The sequence below is a fragment of the Holdemanella hominis genome (genome assembly GCF_014306155.1).
GTDB classification, from domain to species: domain Bacteria; phylum Bacillota_I; class Bacilli_A; order Erysipelotrichales; family Erysipelotrichaceae; genus Holdemanella; species Holdemanella hominis.
This window is the reverse complement of record NZ_JACRWH010000012.1, coordinates 1-19,673: the sequence shown is the minus strand read 5'-3', so window position 1 is coordinate 19,673 and position 19,673 is coordinate 1. Positions and strand designations below refer to the sequence as shown.

Here is a 19,673-nt window from a genome sequence, read left to right as displayed (position 1 = left end):
ATAACTATTCTTCTTTTTCAACACACTTCTGTAATTTACTCATCGTCTGCTTCAAGCTTTTCATTTCTTCTACAGACACATCATTAAATAATGTTTTATTGATTTTACCAATCTCTTCATCAATAATCTTTAAAATAGGTTTACACTCGCCTGTGAGTTGTAAATGGTGTATTCGACTATCTTTTTCATCTATGCAAGTACAAATAAGTCCCTTTTTTTCCAACGAATCAACACTTCTAGAAATCAGAGTCTTTGAAACGCCTAACACCACTTTTAATTCCGTACTTGTTGTAATAGTTGAATTATTCTTTAAAACAATCAAGATAGATATTTCATTTGGTGAAAAATTAAATTCTTGAAAACTATCTTTTATTTTTTTTGCATAATAATCCCTCATTTGATTGGATATACGCAAAAACTCCTCAATCGTAAACATATTATCGCTCCAGTCTCAACAGAACAATTCTAAGCGCTAAAATAGGGTGTGTCAAACATTGCCCCATTTTTCTAATACTTCTCCTACATAATATAGAGAACCACATAATAAACTGTCTTCTTTTGTATCTAAAAGTCTTGAGATCAACTCATCCACTGTAATAATAGGATACCCTAATTTTTCTAATGGATATAGACGAGCACTCGATATTTCTACTAATGTAATGTCTTTACTAATGGATTGAAGTAATTCAATCATATGCGGTGCATCCTTCTCTTTTAATACCGAAAAATAAATCTTTCCTGTAAAATCCTTCAAAGATTGTGTCAACGCTGTTATTCCATGTACATTGTGTGCTCCATCTAATAAAACCAATGGATCTTTTCTAAGAACCATATATCTGCCTGCCCATTTAAAATGATCAATTACCTGTTGAATTTCATTTTCTTCGAGCCAAATTCCAAGTACATTCAACGTTTCTAATGCTAGAGATAAATTTTTAGCCTGATATAACGGTGGATTCAAATGAAATGTCATACCATTCCATCTCAATACATCAGTTTCTTGACAATCAATAAAACATAATGGTGTTTTCATATAATCTGCAACAAGCTCCATTACTTTTTGACATTCCGGTTTATCTTCGGTTGTCAGAGCAGGAACATTTGGTTTAAATACACCTGATTTTTCATAAGCGATTTGTTCAAATGTATCCCCTAAATATTCCGTATGATCAAGTCCTACATTAGTAATTAAGCAGGCTTCATAATCCAAAGCTGTTGTCGCATCCAAACGACCTCCCATCCCAGCTTCAATAATGCAGTAATCAACTTGTTGTTCAATAAAATAGGCCATTGACATCCATAGATCCATTTCAAACATTGTCATCTTATGTAATAAGAATAACTCTTCATATTGATCATAGATTCTTTCCCAATCAGCTAAAGTAATACATGTATCATTCACGCGTATTCTTTCTGTATGATGAATCAAATGTGGAGATGTAAAAACCCCTACTTTATATCCTTTTTTCATCAACAAATCTCTTAGCCAAATTGAAGTACTTCCCTTTCCGTTTGTACCAGCTACCTGAATCTTTTTTAAGGCTGTATGATTTGGTATTGCATCCGTTAACCATTGTCTGAATTCTAATAGGTCATGGTTTTTTCCACGACAATTTTCCATTTTATTAATTTTCTCTTGTACATTCATGGTATTATTATATCACTAAAGAAAGAAGTGAATCACATGATTATGCATAATGACTGGGATCAACTGTTTGATCAAGAAATACAAAAAGATTATTTACTAAATTTACGATATTTTTTAGCTGAGGAATATAAAACAAAAAATATTTATCCTGCAAAAGAAAATATTTTTGCAGCCTTTAAAACAACTTCTTTAAAAGATACAAAAGTTGTTATTTTAGGACAAGATCCATATCATGGTCCAGGACAAGCTCAAGGTTACTCATTTAGTGTACCAAGCAACTTTCCTTTACCTCCATCTTTACAAAACATGTATAAAGAACTAGAAAATGAATATCAAACTCCTGTACATCGCACGGGTGATTTGACCGACTGGGCTAAACAAGGAGTACTATTAATGAATACTATCCTTACAGTTGAAGAGCATAAGCCTTTATCTCATCAAGATAAAGGCTGGCAGAATTTTACAAACGAAGCTTTAAGATGGATCAATGAAAAGGATGGTCCTGTTGTATTTTTATTATGGGGATCCAAGGCTATTCAATCTAAGAAATTACTGACAAATCCAAAACATTTAATTCTTACAAGTCCTCATCCTAGTCCTTTAAGCGCTTATCGTGGTTTCTTTGGAAATAATCATTTTAAGCTTGCGAATGAATATCTAGTTAAAAACAATGAAACGCCTATCCAATGGATATAGGCGTTTTTTTAACATCGAATCTAAAGCTATTGTAATATTCCTCAATCATATTTTCTTGATATCCAACTCTGTTTTTATTTTCATTAATACATTTTCCAATTCGAATCAATGTCTCATCTTTTAAAGCATCTAACATATGCATTCTTTGATCTGCTGCCTGCTCTTTTGATTTTGAAATTTCGTAATGCCTTACATCATAACACCAAAGTTTTATACTAGGATATCTTTGTTTAATTTTATCAGCTATCAATAATCCTTCTGGATCCATGTCTCCACTGTAATAAGTCTCAACATTCGAATTCACCAATATGTCTAAAAGAAGATAGGCTGAATAATTCAATTGTCCATTCGTACATACTAAGCCAATCTTTTCGATTTTTTCTTTCTTTATCATTTTCAGCAAAGCTTGAAATACAGCTGGATTTTCTACAACATAAACTCTATCACAATATACAATAGAGCGAATATGTAATAAATTATCCATATTCACATTTAAAGCTTCGTACGAATCATAAAATCCTGTCCAACCTAAATGTGGTTGATAGTTTTCATTCAACGCTTGAAGTCTTGCGATACTACAATAATTACTAATACCATCTTGATAGAGTCCTGCACGATATAGAATTTCATTTTGTTCTAAATTTGTTTTAGGAAAATTTACTTTTAGAAAATAAACAATTCCATGCATCAATAAATAATAGGCAAAGGTATTCTTATCAAAAGCATGTGGATTTTTTGTATGTAAGCTAGCAAAAATAGATATATTTTCTTTCTTATCTTGCCACATTGGCAATTGGTTTAAAGCCTTCATCACTACGTCTACCGTATTTATACATTTTTGTTCATTTTCTTTTGAAGCTTGCACAATACGAACATAGACAGAATCATGGTCGGTATATATATGATGAATCCACTGTTGGCTTTTTCCTTCTTGTTCTAAAAGATGTTTAAATATATTTTGAATTCGCATCTGTTCTTGTTCTTGTCGATTTTTATTTGTCAAAATATCATGATTAAAGTACATTTTTAACACTTCGTTAAAATCACAATTCTCATATTTGGTATTTGATATTGCCTTTTGAAGTTGTTGAAAAGTAATATGTGCACAATCAACACCATAATAATCTTTTCCCAATAAACCGCTTATACATACGCGATTTGTTTCATCTAATACTAAATTAATACTTCCTTTGCAAGTGCCATATTTTTCATATTGTTTTTTCCATAGATGCATAAATTCAGAAAACTCATTGTCATACAAATATTGGCAAAATTCTTCATTCATCATGCACCAACCAACCTTTTAACATGACCATCCCATTCATATCGTATTGTAGTTACATATTTAGCATCATTTTGACGATATAATTCATAAATTGCTAGGGCATCTACATTTGGATAATCTCCCCATAATACTTGAGAATTCATAATATAATCAAAACCAAATTTTTTGATTAATCCAAACATGGAATCAATGTTTTTAGAATCCACTCCCGCAAATGCTTCATCTAAGGCGATAATTAAAGGTGCATCATCACTGGCATAGGCGAATTTTGCGGCTACCGCTGAAAACAAAGGAACATACATGGCCATGGCCTTTTCACCACCACTAAACACATAAAAACGATTGTTCGTCAGTTCTTTACGTTTTTCACTTCCAATTTCATACATAATTGTAAAATCAAACCATGAACGATAATCTAATAGATCTTTCATTGCTTGATGGAAACTCAAATTCGAATTTGGATCTTCTGCATTTCTTCTAGCACATTTAATTTTTGAACGGAAATGATTGGATAAGGCTTGAAAATCTGATTCTTTTAACAACTGTAAATCTTTTTCTAATAAGCGAACTAATGATTCTGAACTGAGTTCATCTTCATTTTCTGCTTTTTTTGATTTCCATTGCAATCCAAGTTTTAAAGTGCTGCTAGTATTCATTTCTTTCATATACTTATTCATAGTTTCAATCCATCGTTTACTGCTTCGAATATGAACACGTATTTTACTCGAAATCGTATTCACTAGTACATCTTCAATTAAATGTCGATCTTGACTGCTTACCAATTCAGATTGTTTTTCAATATCTATCTCAAGTTGTTTTAATAACATTGTGAAATCAATTTGTTTTCCTTTATATCGAGCTTTAATATTCAAACGTGCCATTGTATCTTCTTGATCATTAAATAATGTAATGAAATGAAGATTATAATCTTGCAAGAAACCTCGGTTCATAAAAAATACAGTTTGAAGATCATTTCCCAAAGTATCTTTGTTTTTTAGATTTGGATATAAATTTACAATATGTTTATGAATGGACACAGGATTCTTTTCTTCAATTGATACATATCCTAAATCCAATTCCAATTCATAATATTTTTTATAGTTTTCTGCTTTTGTACTTTGCGTTTCAATTAAAGATGCATTTTCCAAAATATCCTTTTCACATTGTTCTTTAATATTTTGCCATCTTCCATCTTCTTGATATAGATTTGAAACAACTTTTGGAATTTCATCCAAACGATTCATAATCTTTGACATTCGTTCCTTAATCTTTTCATATCCCATCTCATTCAATTGTGCTTCTTTTACTGAAATCAATTGTTGCAGCTTATGAAGTTGAAACTCCAATTGTTTCTTCTCATAACGAATAGAGTCTAGATCTATTCTCAAATCTTCCAATTGTGATTCTAGAGATATAAATAAATCTATATTCACAATATACTTTTCATGTATAGATTCCATTTGAACAAGTTCATCTTTATATTCAATAAACAAATCTTTTCTTAATCTAAAGACATCTTCTGTGTTAGAAATCCCTAATTTCTCAGAAATATTCGTTATTTCTTTATTCAAATTTTGAATACATATTTGGTATTGATTTATTTGTTCAATATACTTTTTAATTTGTTCGATAGAATGCTCTTGCTTTAAAAGCATTCGATTTACATCCAATAAACTTGAATCTAAATCTGCTTTTTTAGGATATCCAGCATATTCTTTTTCCAAAGTTTTTACTTTATCCTGTGCAATTTTCAAATTACTCTCTAATTCTTGAATGCCTTCCTTTTTTTTATTTATATCTTCTTTCAGTTTTTCTAGTTGGCTTTTTCGATACGCTTCTCTAGAGGCTTTCCCAATAAAAATAGATTTTCTTGTTTGACTAATTACACTACAAATATTTCCTATTTCAAAACCATTGTCAAAGAATTTTACAGAACCTTCATCCAATCCAAAAGTATCACATAAAGAAATATAATCAATTTTAGAATGTAGAATACAAACTTCTAGTTCTTCTATTTTATTATGTGTAAACAAGAAAGATTCTTTCATACCCTTGGGTAGATTTAAAATTTCTTCTTGATACATATCAGGAACAATCAAAGCTGTCATTAAACCACTGCTTAACAATTGTTCTTCTATCGCATTTTTTTCATCTTGATTTAAAGAATCATCAAAATCCAATAAAGTATACATAGGGATGAATGGAATTTTCTTTTCCTCTAGGTATTGTCTTGCCTCTTCTTGTTCTTTGGCAATATCTGGTTGAGGATCTTTTAAACAATTCCAATATTCATATTGTTCTTGAATCTTTTGCAGTTCCTTCGTTAATTGTTTAATTTCAATAGATAATTTTGAAATCGTCTCCGTTTGATTTTTTAAATACCAAATATAACGATTGTGAATATCTTGATCAATTTCATAATATCTTTCTGTATTTCCATAATCCGATATGATTTCAAAAAACTTTTTCATTGTCGATGCATCCATTTTTAAAATTTGATTGGATTCATTCCAAGCTAAAAATTTTTCATGATATTCTTCTTTTAACAAGCGAAATTGCTCTTGATATGCTTTTAATTCAGTTTCAATTTGTTCTAATAGACTTTGTTCTTTTTCATAATCATCTTGTACATGATTTAATAATACTTTTTGATTATCGATTTTTTGAAACAAAGCCAACCCTTGATTTAATACATTCAATTCTTTTTCAATTTTTGATTTTGTGTAATTAAAATCATAAGTATGATTTAGATTCATTAAGAAATCTTGTTTTAAAGCTATATGCTCATCAAACTGCATATTTTCATTCAATTGATCTAATTGTTTGAAGTTTTTATGAATCTCATATTCTAAAGAATCATTATAATCTTTTTGTTTATCATACTTTAATTTACATGAAACATATGCATTATCTTTATTTGATTCTTGTTGCACCTTGTTCTTTAGAGCTTTTTCTTGCTGTGTCAAATCTTCTTTATACCGTTGTACATCACTGGCTAATTGAAGCAGATCTTGTTTGGCCAAACCACTATATTCTTCTTCAAGTACGGATTTTTCGACATGTATATCGTCTAACTTTTTTTTGATTTCAAGAATCATTTCACTTGCGTGATTCTTTTGCTCATAAAAACCTTTCTGTTTCTTCGTTAATTCATCCAATTTATTTTTTTGTTCTATATACTGTAAACTTTTCTTATCTAATAAAGCATAATTATATTGTTCATATACATTTTGAATTGATTTAGCTGCCTGTTGACTTTGTTTTAATACTTCTAAACGATTTTGGACTTCATCCATATTGGATAATGCTTCTGTTAAAGGACGTAAATCATCTTCACTTAAAGGTTGTAAAGATTCTGACAACAATTCATTGATTATTGTTGGCTTTAATGAGTTGCTTAATTTTGGAGAACGTAATTTAACTAACAAGTTGATACTTTCTTTATAATCATCTAGTGTTGGAAATTGAAAAAGAGCTTGATTCACTCGAGCCATATATTCTCGTTGTGTTTCAATAAATTGATGTTGAATTCGATTTTTTAAGCTTTGTTTCGATATTGCCAAATTATGCTCCATTAGCTGAATATCTTTACCAATTCGTTGATTGTCTTCAATCACAAAATACCAAGTATCTAAAGGCTTGTTCTTTCGTGCTCTCATTCCCATTCCAATTGTTTTAAAAATATCGGAATCTTCTCTTTTGAATTCTAAGTATAAATATGCAATTCGTTCATCTCGAGTTGAATTTTCATCAATTAAATAGGTTTCCATCTTTCGAGCTTTGGTACCAAACGCATCTAAACGTTCACTATTCTTATTTCCATCTAATAAGATAGGAATAAAGCTTTGCATCGTAACCGATTTTCCACTTCCATTGCTTCCTCTTAAGAGAATATGACCATTTTTAAAATAAAATTCTTCATTTGTATAATACCAAAAATCAATCAGGCCCATACGGTGCATATGCCATTTACTTGTTAACATTTCTTTTCACCTCAACATCAAATCCACCACCAATTTTTCCACAAATTGGATTGATTTTAATTCTATTTTCTTCTTCATCTACAAATCCATAATTTTTCATTGTATCTAACACGTTTTCACTCACTAAAGATTCACCCATATCTTGATATTTTTTAGGAAGAAACGCTATATTATTTTTGATCCATTTGCGCATCCATTTTAATAAAAGTTCCTTTTCTATATAGGTGATTTCTTCTTCATTTACTTTTAACATTCCATTCTTTATTTTTTTAGTAATTTGCTGCATACAAACTAAAACTAAATCTGAAATTGTATTTCGACTTGGAAAAATTGTTCCTACATTACAATCTTCATCCAGGACGATATAGCTACTTGATGCATGTAAATGTAGATCGCATGGCATAATACTTTGAAAATCTTTTTCAATTTGACGATAATAATGTCGAACATACACAAAATCCTCATCATTTTTATCTGTTCTATAGATGCCTGGTGACAACAACAATCGTCTATACACTCTTTGTCTTCTTACGACGCCTCGATCTTCTTCCATAGAAAACCACTCTGATTTTTTTATATCTTCCAATGAATGAATGTCCATTATATCATGGGCAAAATTACGGATTACATATCGAGAATATCCTGTGTTTTCATATAAAGCTTCGGTATCCTTGTTCTTAATAAAGCCTTCTTCACTACCATCATCAAGTTCAATTATGTGGATAGATAGACAATATTTTAATACACGTACTAATTGTCTTCGTGTATTAAAGTGTGTCCAATCAATCACTCCTTCTTGAAATTGCATTTGAATATATTCTGTTAATGAAGATAATACGAATTGTTCTTCGCGTTCTTTTGATTCCAAAAACAACAATACAAAACAAAACATCTGATATTCTTGAACGGATTGAAATTCTTGGATTCCCATCCATTCTTCAACATATCCTGGTATTTTTTCTAATTTAATTAGATACGGCGTAAGAATAATCATATAGCCAAACTTTTCTTGTACAAATTTACGGATTTCTTTTACCGAATCTCTGACTCTGTTATATAGTTCTGGATCTTCCTTTCGTAGAATCCATTTACGTTTTAATAATTCTTGTAATGCATCCATGTCGGCTACCTCTTAAAACAAATACGATAACTAGGCATCACAAAGATTCCGTCTTCGCATTTAACTTCTATTGTTTTTAAATTAGAATCATCAATATAAAAATCGCGGCCATCATCTGTTTTTGCAGTCTTACTAACATCATTCAATCCTTCAGATAACCATGATAATAATATTTTTCTAGATTCACCATCTAATATATCTATTTTTTCAAAGTCAACCACTCCATCTTGAATATAATTCTTTAATTTTTCGTTTTGCGCTTGTTTATGTTCTAATATTTCTAATCGTTGTTGCTCTTTTTCTAAATTATAATCTTGAGCCGGTTGTCTCTTTGTCTTTACTGTAGCTACTCGAGTTCTAGGTTCTAATGCGTAATATGTTATTTCTTCTTCATATACACCACTATCAATAGAATCTGTATTCCGATTATGAATAGCTTGCATATGCAGTGGTTTATCCACACCAAAAAACAAGGCACTCATTTTATGGGCTTGGTTTAAATCTTGGCATTTACCAAATAAATCTGAAATATGTTTGTATTCTTCGGCTCGATTGGCACCTTGATTCTGTAATTCTCCAATTTGTTGGGCATAACGCGTGATTTTACGGATGATTTCATTCGTTATATCGGACATGCGATTTACTTCGCTAATTCCATTTTTTCCCACAAACCAACTGTATATGCTGTCCCATCTCGCCATAAAATTGTCATATATGTCTTGTTTTTGGATCTTATCATCCATTCTTGGAATAGACATTTCATAATTCACGGCTTTTTCAATCAAAATAACAATGGTTTCAAATGGTATATTTTGAATATAATCCTCTAAGATCATTGCGTGTTCTTGTAAGCCTTTGACAAAGTTTCTTAAATAAGAAATGATCTTTTCTTTAAATAATAAGAATGACTCTGTTTTCATCATTTCCTCTGCTTTTGCACTATTTAAAGTTCGAATATAATCTTGATAATTTTGGTTTAAACGAATAAAATTTGCATTTAAATCTTTCCACCACGTATGAATTTCTAACATACTTGCATCTTGTAAAGTTTCAATACACATAATTTGATATTGAATTCTTTCAAGTAAAGTTGGCTCAAGAGATGCTCCTTCAACTTGTAAATTTTCTAGCTTTAAAGTCATTCGTTCTATTTCAATCGTATACTCAGATAATTGATAACGATATTTTCTGTTTTTAAACTCCTCAATTGACGTTACCTTAGATGTATCTTGAATCGCAATCAAATTTTTCCACTCCGTTAATGAAGATAAATCTGATTGACATTGATCTAGCGTATAATTTGGAAAAAGTCCTGTTTGAATCATAGCTTCAAATACATCTTCTTTATATAGCCAATATTGAATTTTCTCATATTGCTCATAAAAATATCGAATAATAACGCGATATCGATCCACATTTTCAGCTCGTAAATAATTGACTTCCGTAATTGGTTTTGTTAGTTTTTCATTGATTTTCATATTTAAATTTTACTACACTTTTATACAAATAAAAACCGCATTTAAAAAGCGCGGTTTTCTCTGCGGCTATAAGCCTTTACTGCCAGCTCGCATCTCAAGGCGCTGCTTTCACTTCGTTCAAGCTATCGCTTTTGACTCTCGCCAGCCCTCAAAGGGCTTCATTTTTTACTATTTCCTTTTCTTTGCTTTTTCTTGTTTATACGCCTGTTGCTCTGCTTCTGAGAATGGATTTGCGTACTCCTTTACACTCATTTTATCCATTGCGATATCATGCATTTCCTGCTCACGAATATATTTTGCAACTGTAGCATCATTCAATCCTACTGTACTTACATAATATCCTTCACTTCAAAAATGTCTGTTTCCAAACTTATATTTCAGATTTGCATGTCTGTCAAACATCATTAATGCTGACTTCCCTTTCAGATATCCCATAAATTCTGATACAGATAATGATGGAGGGATCATAACCAGCATGTGTACATGGTCTCTCATCAAATGTCCTTCTATTATTTCTACATGCTTGTATCTACATAATTCTCTCAATATTTCACCTAAATCTTTTCGATATTGATTGTATATCACTTTTCGTCTATACTTTGGAGTGAAAATGATGTGATACTTACACATCCATTTTGTATGTGCTAAAGAGTTTGCTTTATTAGCCATTATAATCACCATTCTTTCTTATTTTGATAGCTTGAACACCTTCATTATAGAAAGAATGGTGATTATTTTGTATAACTTTATTTGACACCACCCGCATAGCAGGTGGTTTTGTTGTTTCGTACTTCGTACTCAACCAGCTAAAGCCAAAAGCATAAAAACAAAAAGGAATTGAATGATTTCACACACTCAATTCCTATTGCTCTTTCATTTCATTAAATACTTGTAAAGCTAGACAGCCTAATCCCGTATGAATTCCAACTGCACTTACTAAATTGATGACTTTTACTTTAGCGCCTTCAATTTGGTTTTCAATCTTTTGCGCATATTCTTTTGCAGCTTCTAACGCATCTACGTGTGCAACAATAAATGTATAATTAGAATCTACATTTAATTCTTTTAAATGTTTAATAACACGATCTTGTGCACGTGTCATTGTACGAACTTTATCTAATACATCTACTTTTCCATTCGTACTTTTACCAATATGCAAAATAGGTTTGATTTTCAATAAACCACCTAATGCGGCAGCCATCGGTGTCAATCTTCCACCACGTTTCATATGATCTAAATCATCACACAACAACACAGTTTCACAACTATCCGCAATGTTTTGTAGTTTTTTAATAATTTCATCAATTGGAATGTTTGCTTCATACATCTTTTTAGCTGTCTCAATCATACATCCTTGTTCAACCGCTGTACAATAACAATCAACGCCTACAAATTTCATTTCTAATTGATTTGCAATCATTTCCATAGAATCCAATGTTCCGGATAATCCTCGACAAATAGGAACCGCAAAAATTGTGTCATATCCTTCATTTTTTAATTCTTTAAAACAATCTTCAATTTTACCTAAACTAGGCAAGGATGTTCTCAACACTTTTTTTTCATGTAATTTTTTTATCACTTCAGAATATGTAATTTCTGTATATTCATCTTTTGATTCTTCATCACAAGTAATTTGTAATGGAAGACAATAAATTCCTTTTTCTTTCCAATAGTCTGGATGCTGGCCTGTTCCGGTATCCGTCACAAATGCAATCTTCATAACTAGGCCCCCTTTACTTTTTTCACAAATTGAACGCCTACAGCACCTAATCCTGTATGTACTGCAATAACGGCATACATTGGATCTATATGAATTTGAATGTCTTCGCCAAACACATCGTGTAGCTCATCAATCACCAATTGTGTACCTTCTTGATTTTCTCCGTTTAACACATAAAATTCATAATCTTGTGCATTCGCATCTTTTGAAATCACTTTAACAGCTTTTTTAATAGCTTTGGACATTGTACGTACTTTATCAAAAACATCGACTTTTCCTTCAGTATTTTTAGATACTTCCAAGATTGGTTTGATTTTCAACATTCCTGCAAGCTTAGCTGCCATTGGAGTTAATCGTCCCCCCTTAGCTAGATGATCTAAATCTTCTGGAATTAAAAAACCACGTGAATGATCTACGCTGTCTTTTAAACGTGAAATGATTTCTTCTGGGTGTATTTCTTGTTCAACTAATTTTTGAGCTGATAACACCAAATATTTTTCCACACCTAAAGTAGTATATATATCTAATGTATGAATTTTAACCCCATGCCATTTACCAGATGCCTGTATTGCCTGATTTGTTCCTGATAATCCATTTGATAGAGTTATCAAAATAACATCCGTAATACCATTATTTTTATATGATTCTAATAAAGCCTCAATATCGCCTAATGGTGGCATGCTTGTTTGAGGCATAAAGCCTCTTTCTAAGAATGAATTTAATTCTTCTACTGTTAAATTCACCCCATCTAAATATGTTTTATCTTCTATTTGAACCTGTAAAGGTAAAAAATCAATTCCTAACGCTTGTGCTTCTTGTTTGGTTAATCCACAACCACTTTCTGTCAATACTCGAGCCTTCATTAAAACTCTCCTTTTTTCGAAATCATCCTAATCCTAACATGAAATATTAATTTTCTCAAATGTCTGATATAATTAGTTTGAGGTGATTTATATGAGCGCTTTCATTTCTTTTGAAAATGTAAAAAAGACTTATCATATGGGCGAAATCGACATACATGCCTTAGATAATGTGAGTTTTGAAATACAACAAGGCGAGTTTGTGATTATCGCAGGAGCCAGTGGTGCTGGTAAAAGTACTATCCTAAATCTACTGGGTGGAATGGATACTGTCAGTGAAGGAAGAATCATTGTAGATGGTCGTGAAATCAGTTCTTATAAAGAAAAGGATATGACACTTTATAGAAGATATGATGTTGGATTTGTTTTTCAGTTTTATAATCTAGTTCAAAATCTTACTCTTCGCGAAAATGTTGAACTTGCAACACAAATTTGTAAGAAACCACTTGATACAGATGAAACTATAGAACTTGTTGGACTAAAAGATAGAATGTTCAACTTCCCTAGCCAGCTTTCTGGCGGTGAGCAGCAGCGTGTTGCAATCGCAAGAGCATTAGCTAAAAACCCAAAGCTTTTACTTTGTGATGAACCCACAGGTGCTTTGGATTATCAAACAGGTAAACAAGTTCTTAAGGTCTTACAAGATACGTGTAGAACGCAAAATAAAACTGTCATAGTTATTACCCACAACTTAGCATTAACACCAATGGGAGATAAGGTCATTAAAGTTCGTAGTGGAAAAATTGAAAGTATTACATGTAATGAGCATCCTATGGATGTAAATGACATAGAGTATTAATATGCCTTCTTCTTATTTAAAAGATATTTTCCGTGAAATTAAAATCTCCCTCGGTCGTTTTCTATCTATCCTTTGTATTGTCGCAATTGGTGTGGCATTCTTTGCCGGAATTAAAGCGAGTGCACCGGATATGAAAAACAGTGCCGATATGTATTTTGATACATATAATGTTCAAGATATACAAATCTATTCAACTTTGGGACTTACCAAGAAAGATGTAAAGGCCATTCAAAAATTAAAAGGTGTCAAATCCGTACAGCCAAACTTTTCAATGGATACATTGTCTCAGATTGATTCAACACAAATGGTTATTAAAGTCATTTCTTATGAGATTGATCAAAAGATGAATAAGATCCGTGTAGTCGAAGGAAGAATGCCTGAAAGAGAAAATGAGTGTTTGATTGAGGCTAGCTCTGCTACAAATAAATTATATGGTACTTTCCATATTGGAGATACAATCAAATTACAGAGTGGTACAGATGAAGCTTTATCTAACTCCTTGAAAAACACAAAATATAAAATTGTAGGTACTTGTTATAATCCGAATTACTTATCTTATGAGAAAGGATCAAGTAATATTGGATCAGGAACGGTAAACTCTTTTATATATATACAAAATTCAAATGTTTTAAAGGATTATTATACAGAAGTTGATGTTTGTGTTAAGGGTGCAAAAGAATTAGATTGTTATAGCGATGCATATTTTGATGTTGTTGATCCTGTATTAAAAAGAATCAAAAAAATCGCAAACAAACAAATCGATGTACGTATTCAGTCTTATCAATCTGAATTAGATGGAAAAAAACAGGAAGCAAACGATGAATTGAATGATGCAGAAAATAAATTAAATGATGCTCAAGATAAGATTGATTCGGGGCTTGCAGAGATTCAAAGTAATGAAATTAAGCTTCAGAATTCTAAAAATCAAATTGATCAATGGTGGAATGAATATTATGCAAATTTACAATTATTAGATAATATTCCTACTTTACAAAATGCGATTGCTCAAATTGAAGAGAGTGAACAAAAACTTCCTGAGTTATTGTCTCAGAAAGAACAAGCTGAAAATGGTTTGAATCAAATTAATGCCGCAATGGATGACCTTAATATGCAACGTAAAATGATTCAAGATTCTATTCATTTGATAGACATCTCAATTGAAAAGGCTCAAAACACACCTACTACAGATGAATCATCTGAAGCTATAAAGAATAAAGTAATTGAAAACCTAAACAATGGAAAAGTATATCTGCAAGGAAAAATCGCTGAAATTGACAGTACAATAGCTAAAAAAGCTGAGTTAGAAGCGGCTATACCACAACTTCAGGATGCGATCGACCAAATCCAAGCAGGTGTCGCAAAAAAGGCTAAATTACAATCTCAGTTAAATCAGTTATTAAATGCAAAAAATCAATTAAACAGTGCCTATGTTAATTTAATAAATGGTGAATCTCAATATGAGGATGGAGTATCCAAAATTCAAGATGCCAAAAATGCAATAAATTCAAACATTGAAAAGCTAGCACTATCTAAAGCAGAGTTTAATGTTCGAAAACACGATGCCTTAAAAGAAATAAATGAGGCACAAGAAGAAATTGATAAGATGAGAGGTAAATGGATTGTTTTAGATCGTGACTCCCATTATTCTTATCGTGATTATGGAGCCTGTGCAGACCGTATGGATGGTATTGCCAAAGTATTCCCTGTATTCTTCTTCTTAGTGGCTGCTCTAGTTTGCATGACAACGATGACAAGAATGGTTGATGAACAAAGAAATGAAATGGGAACTTTAAAAGCTCTTGGTTATTCAAAAAGTCATATTGCACTTAAATATATAATCTATGCATTTAGTGCAAGTGTTTTAGGATCTATTTTAGGATGTTCTTTAGGAATGTATTTGTTCCCAACTGTCATCTTTAATGCTTGGAACACTTTATATAACATTGAAAAAATTCATTTTTTATTCCAGCCTGGTCTTATCTTATTAGCCAGTGGCTCTGTAACTGGTATTACTTTACTAGCCACACTATATTCTATTTATAGTGAATTAATTGAAATGCCTAGTCAGTTAATGCGTCCTAAAGCTGCAAAAGCTGGTAAGAAAATTATGCTTGAAAAAATTCCACTTATATGGAAACGTTTTTCTTTCTTACAGAAGGTAACCGCAAGAAATATTTTCCGTTATAAAAAACGATTCTTCATGACTATTATAGGAATTGCAGGATGTTCTGCCTTATTAGTGGCTGGCTTTGGTATCAATGATAGTATTTCAGATATTGTAAACCAACAATATAATGTCATCTATCACTATGATGCCACAATTTCAGCCAAATCAAGTGAAATGACATCTCAAATACATTCTTTAAAGGGGATTAAAGATGTATATGAGGAAGATCATCTTGCGGTAACTACGAAGATTGACAATAAAGACCTTTCTACTACGGTCCATATTATTTCAAATCATGATAAATTTAAAGATTTCTGTACTTTATTTAACGGTAACAAAGAATTTGATCTTGATGATTCTTCAGTATTAATATCTCAAAAAATGGCTACTAAATTGAACAAAAAGGCTGGAGACATGATTACATTAAAAGATACCAATAATAAAGTTATTAAAGCTAAAATCAAGGGTGTATTTACAAATTATGTTGGCCACCACATCTATGCAAGTGAATCGTTATACAAGAGTTGGAATACAAATGCAAAAACAACGCATATTTACTTAATTAAGTCTAAAAAAACAACTAAGAAGTTTGAACGAAATTTAGGTAATAAAATTATGAATATTGACGGTGTGCAAAGCGTAACTTTCTATTCATCTCTACAAAAAAACTTTAAAGACATGATTAGTAGTATTTCCTATATCGTTGTTGTACTTGTTATTTCAGCAGCATGTCTTGCATTTGTAGTTTTATACAATCTAAGCAATGTTAATATTTCCGAAAGAAAACGTGAGATTGCAACAATTAAAGTTCTTGGTTTTACAAGAAAAGAGGTAGATGCATATATCAATCGTGAAACCGTTCTATTAACTATTTTAGGTTCATTGATTGGTTTAGTAATTGGTGTAGCATTACATCACTTAATTATGAACTTAGCTGAAATGGATGATATTATGTTTGGTAGAACAATCAATTCAATATCTTATGTGATTAGTTTTGTGATGACAATTGTTTTCAATGCAATCATCAATTTGTGCATGCATAAAAAATTAAATAACATTCAAATGGTTGATTCATTAAAAGCTGTGGAATAACCCACAGCTTTTTTGTATTAAAAAGCCCTCAAAATGAGGGCAATGTTAACTAGATTTGAGCAATACGCATCATATTTGTGTTGCCTGATCCGATTGGATATCCAGCAACAACAATGATGTGATCTCCTGTTTTGAATCCAGCTTGTAATGCTAAGTTACGAGCTAAATCAATATCATTTTCTTTATTATTTTGAATATTTGAAACGACTGGAGTTACGCCATTAACTGGTAATAAACTACGTTGAGTCACTTCATCAAATGTAACAGCTAAAATTGGAGCACATGGACGGAATTTAGCTAGACGACGAGCTGTATTTCCACTTTGTGTAAATGCAATAATACATTTAATATCAATTGCCAATGCAGTATCAGCTACTGAAATACCAATTGCATCGTTTAAAGTACGTTTACTTGATTTAACATTAGCTTTCAAACGATCTTTATAAGGAATCATTGGTTCAATAGCATTTGCAATCTTAGTCATTGTTTGAACAGATTCAACTGGGTAATGACCTGCAGCTGATTCACCAGATAACATGATACAGTCTGTTCCATCCATAATAGCGTTAGCCACGTCACTTGCTTCTGCACGTGTTGGACGAGGATTTTCCTGCATAGATTCTAACATGTGTGTTGCAGTGATAGCTGGTTTACCAACTTCGTTTGCAGCAGCAATCATACGTTTTTGATAAATAGGTACTAATTCTAAACTTACGTCTACACCTAAATCTCCACGAGCAACCATTACTCCATCTGCAACCTCTAAGATTTCGCGGATGTTATCAAAACCTTCCTGGTTTTCAATTTTAGGGAAAATTTGAATCATATCTTTATTTTCATCAATCAAAATTTGACGAATTGCTAATACATCATCTTTACGACGAGTAAAACTTGCTGCAATATAGTCAACATCCATTTTACATCCGAAACGAATATCTGATTCATCTTTTTCAGAAATAAATGGCATACTTAACTTAATGCCTGGTAAATTACATCCTTTACGACTCTTTAAGAAGTGAGGGTTGTTTACAACACCATGAATACGATCAGGAGTTACTTCAGTAAAAGTGACTTTCATTTTTCCGTCATCCATTAAAATGTAATCACCAACTTTAACGTCGTTAAATACTTCCGGACAACGTAATGTAAATCTTTCGTGGTTTCCTAAAACTTCATCTTTTACTAAATCGATTTCGTCACCTTCAACAAAATTACATCCACCATTTTCGAAATCACCTAAACGAATTTCAGGACCTTTAGTATCTAATAAAATACCAATAGGTTTTCCTGTTTCTTTACTAACCTCACGAATACGTTTAACACGTTCCGCATGTTCTTCATAGTCTCCATGAGAGAAATTTAAACGTGCGATGTTCATTCCAGCTTCAACAAGTTTTGTTAAAACTTCTTTGCTCTCACTAGCTGGACCAATAGTACAAATAATTTTTGTTTTTTTGCTCATATGTATATCCTTCCTTCTAATATATCCTAAACCAAACGATCAAATAAATTCATTAGTGGTTTACGAGATTCTTGTGGCATGCTCAATGCTTCTTCAATTGGATAAGAAATAATCTTGTTATCACGAATTGAAATACATTGTCCACCAATGCCTTGCATCAATAAATCTACAGCTTTTTCCCCCATTTGTGATGCTAACAAACGGTCAAATGGACATGGAGATCCCCCACGTTGAATATGGCCTAAAACAGTTGCTCTTCCTGAAAAGCCCGTATTCAAACTAACCTTTTTTGCAAATTGATCTACATCAGTAATCTTTTCACTAATTACAACAATCGAGTGTTTTTTCTTTTTAATAATATCGATATCTCTTAAACGATCTAAGACATCTTGTTCATCAAATCCTGTATCACTTGTTACTACAATTTCGGCACCACAAGCAATACCTGACCATAACGCTAAGTCTCCACAACGGTTTCCCATAACTTCAACAATAGAACAACGGTGATGTGAATTAGAAGTGTCTCTTAGTTTATCAACACATTCAACTACAGTTTCTAAAGCTGTTTGAAAACCAATCGTATAATCTGTACAAGTAATATCGTTATCAATTGTACCAGGTAATCCGATACAGTTAATGCCCATTTCTGTTAAAGATAATGCTCCACGATATGAACCATCACCACCAATAACCACGACGGCTTCAATACCTCTCTTTTTTAATTGAGCGATTGCTTTTTTTCTGACTTCGATGTCCTTGAATTCTGGTAAACGAGCTGATCCTAATATAGTTCCACCTCTGTTTACGATATCTCCAACAGTTTCACGAGTTAATGGTTCAATATAACCTTCAACCATTCCTTTATAACCATTGTAAATACCAAATACTTCAAGACCACTATTTAATCCAACACGTGTTACCGCGCGTATTGCAGCATTCATTCCCGGTGAATCACCACCAGAAGTCAAAATACCAATTCTTTTAACCATAATATGTCCTCCATAGACTCATTATTAATCATCATAAATATACCACATAAATATTGTTAAAAAAAGAGTAAATTGACCTGAAAACGCTTTTAGGTAAAAAAGATTTATAACTTATTAAATGTTTGTGAAACATTTGACATTTTGTTAACAATTACTAAAAACATATAATGTTATTTTAAAATATATCTAAATATTTATGTACGAAAAAAGCCAAGTCTTTTATTTACTTAGACTTGGCTTTTGAATATAAAAGGAAAAAAAAAGGACCCGGCAGCTAGCTATCTTCGCAGGGGCAAGCCCAACTATTGTCGCCGTGAAAGTGCTTAACTTCTGAGTTCGGGATGAGTTCAGGTGTGTCCACTTTGCTATCGCCA

At 31.8% G+C, this 19,673-nt stretch carries 13 protein-coding genes, 1 rRNA gene and 1 pseudogene; 3 read left to right on the top strand and 12 right to left on the bottom strand.

The genetic code is table 11. The annotated features are described in order from the left end of the window. Window positions 1-4 precede the first annotated feature (4 nt). Together H8911_RS04625 and H8911_RS04620 are read right to left on the bottom strand one after the other, a co-directional pair. Window positions 5-436 carry a MarR family winged helix-turn-helix transcriptional regulator gene (locus tag H8911_RS04625; protein WP_117924962.1) on the bottom strand — a complete coding sequence of 144 codons (432 nt, stop codon included), beginning with the start codon at window positions 434-436 and terminating at the stop codon, window positions 5-7. Between the two features lie 51 nt (window positions 437-487). Beyond that, window positions 488-1,648 (bottom strand): bifunctional folylpolyglutamate synthase/dihydrofolate synthase, encoded by a 1,161-nt coding sequence (locus H8911_RS04620; protein ID WP_186998846.1) that lies wholly within the window; start codon window positions 1,646-1,648, stop codon window positions 488-490. A gap of 36 nt (window positions 1,649-1,684) precedes the next feature. Here H8911_RS04620 and H8911_RS04615 point away from each other — a divergent pair, with 36 nt between their 5' ends. Next, window positions 1,685-2,344 (top strand): uracil-DNA glycosylase, encoded by a 660-nt coding sequence (locus H8911_RS04615; RefSeq protein ID WP_217256498.1) that lies wholly within the window; start codon window positions 1,685-1,687, stop codon window positions 2,342-2,344. Here H8911_RS04615 and H8911_RS04610 read toward each other — a convergent pair. From H8911_RS04610 to H8911_RS04580, 7 genes and pseudogenes are all read right to left on the bottom strand, one after another. After that, window positions 2,328-3,632: a TIGR02679 domain-containing protein gene (locus H8911_RS04610; protein WP_186998845.1), complete on the bottom strand. Its 1,305-nt coding sequence runs from the start codon at window positions 3,630-3,632 to the stop codon at window positions 2,328-2,330. The genes H8911_RS04615 and H8911_RS04610 overlap by 17 nt on opposite strands. Then, complete coding sequence (locus H8911_RS04605; protein ID WP_186998844.1) at window positions 3,629-7,612, bottom strand: SbcC/MukB-like Walker B domain-containing protein; 3,984 nt, start codon at window positions 7,610-7,612, stop codon at window positions 3,629-3,631. The genes H8911_RS04610 and H8911_RS04605 overlap by 4 nt, the downstream gene beginning before the upstream one ends. Beyond that, entirely contained in the window at window positions 7,599-8,732 is a 1,134-nt protein-coding gene (locus H8911_RS04600; RefSeq protein ID WP_117924954.1) for a TIGR02678 family protein, read from the bottom strand. The genes H8911_RS04605 and H8911_RS04600 overlap by 14 nt, the downstream gene beginning before the upstream one ends. 5 nt (window positions 8,733-8,737) lie before the next feature. Beyond that, window positions 8,738-10,210, bottom strand: a complete 1,473-nt coding sequence (locus H8911_RS04595; protein ID WP_186998843.1) for a TIGR02677 family protein — start codon at window positions 10,208-10,210, stop codon at window positions 8,738-8,740. A 168-nt stretch (window positions 10,211-10,378) separates the two neighbouring features. Then, window positions 10,379-10,879: pseudogene (gene tnpA, locus H8911_RS04590) on the bottom strand (IS200/IS605 family transposase). 193 nt (window positions 10,880-11,072) lie between these two features. Next, entirely contained in the window at window positions 11,073-11,930 is an 858-nt protein-coding gene (locus H8911_RS04585) for a DegV family protein (RefSeq protein ID WP_186998842.1), read from the bottom strand. A 2-nt stretch (window positions 11,931-11,932) separates the two neighbouring features. Beyond that, the gene (locus tag H8911_RS04580; protein WP_117926652.1) at window positions 11,933-12,793 is read right to left on the bottom strand and encodes a DegV family protein; all 861 of its coding nucleotides are present in this window, start codon (window positions 12,791-12,793) and stop codon (window positions 11,933-11,935) included. A 91-nt stretch (window positions 12,794-12,884) separates the two neighbouring features. Between H8911_RS04580 and H8911_RS04575 the strand changes: the two genes are divergently transcribed. Together H8911_RS04575 and H8911_RS04570 are read left to right on the top strand one after the other, a co-directional pair. After that, complete coding sequence (locus H8911_RS04575) at window positions 12,885-13,589, top strand: ABC transporter ATP-binding protein (RefSeq protein WP_186998841.1); 705 nt, start codon at window positions 12,885-12,887, stop codon at window positions 13,587-13,589. Window position 13,590: 1 nt separating this feature from the next. Next, window positions 13,591-16,848 carry an FtsX-like permease family protein gene (locus H8911_RS04570; RefSeq protein ID WP_186998840.1) on the top strand — a complete coding sequence of 1,086 codons (3,258 nt, stop codon included), beginning with the start codon at window positions 13,591-13,593 and terminating at the stop codon, window positions 16,846-16,848. 49 nt (window positions 16,849-16,897) lie between these two features. On the opposite strand, the gene pyk is transcribed toward H8911_RS04570, so the two are convergent. From pyk to rrf, 3 genes are all read right to left on the bottom strand, one after another. After that, a complete protein-coding gene (gene pyk, locus H8911_RS04565; protein ID WP_222620955.1) occupies window positions 16,898-18,310 on the bottom strand; it encodes a pyruvate kinase in 1,413 nt (470 codons plus the stop codon). 26 nt (window positions 18,311-18,336) lie between these two features. After that, window positions 18,337-19,299 (bottom strand): 6-phosphofructokinase, encoded by a 963-nt coding sequence (pfkA, locus tag H8911_RS04560; RefSeq protein ID WP_117926648.1) that lies wholly within the window; start codon window positions 19,297-19,299, stop codon window positions 18,337-18,339. 265 nt (window positions 19,300-19,564) lie between these two features. Next, window positions 19,565-19,673 (bottom strand): 5S ribosomal RNA (gene rrf, locus H8911_RS04555); the annotation flags it as partial.

Coding starts and splice junctions, on each gene's coding strand:
- H8911_RS04595 (WP_186998843.1), bottom strand. CDS start 10,210: ATGAAAATCAATGAAAAACTAACAAAACCAATTACGGAAGTCAATTAT.
- H8911_RS04605 (WP_186998844.1), bottom strand. CDS start 7,612: ATGTTAACAAGTAAATGGCATATGCACCGTATGGGCCTGATTGATTTT.
- pyk (WP_222620955.1), bottom strand. CDS start 18,310: ATGAGCAAAAAAACAAAAATTATTTGTACTATTGGTCCAGCTAGTGAG.
- pfkA (WP_117926648.1), bottom strand. CDS start 19,299: ATGGTTAAAAGAATTGGTATTTTGACTTCTGGTGGTGATTCACCGGGA.
- H8911_RS04600 (WP_117924954.1), bottom strand. CDS start 8,732: ATGGATGCATTACAAGAATTATTAAAACGTAAATGGATTCTACGAAAG.
- H8911_RS04625 (WP_117924962.1), bottom strand. CDS start 436: ATGTTTACGATTGAGGAGTTTTTGCGTATATCCAATCAAATGAGGGAT.
- H8911_RS04575 (WP_186998841.1), top strand. CDS start 12,885: ATGAGCGCTTTCATTTCTTTTGAAAATGTAAAAAAGACTTATCATATG.
- H8911_RS04585 (WP_186998842.1), bottom strand. CDS start 11,930: ATGAAGATTGCATTTGTGACGGATACCGGAACAGGCCAGCATCCAGAC.
- H8911_RS04610 (WP_186998845.1), bottom strand. CDS start 3,632: ATGATGAATGAAGAATTTTGCCAATATTTGTATGACAATGAGTTTTCT.
- H8911_RS04580 (WP_117926652.1), bottom strand. CDS start 12,793: ATGAAGGCTCGAGTATTGACAGAAAGTGGTTGTGGATTAACCAAACAA.
- H8911_RS04615 (WP_217256498.1), top strand. CDS start 1,685: ATGATTATGCATAATGACTGGGATCAACTGTTTGATCAAGAAATACAA.
- H8911_RS04570 (WP_186998840.1), top strand. CDS start 13,591: ATGCCTTCTTCTTATTTAAAAGATATTTTCCGTGAAATTAAAATCTCC.
- H8911_RS04620 (WP_186998846.1), bottom strand. CDS start 1,648: ATGAATGTACAAGAGAAAATTAATAAAATGGAAAATTGTCGTGGAAAA.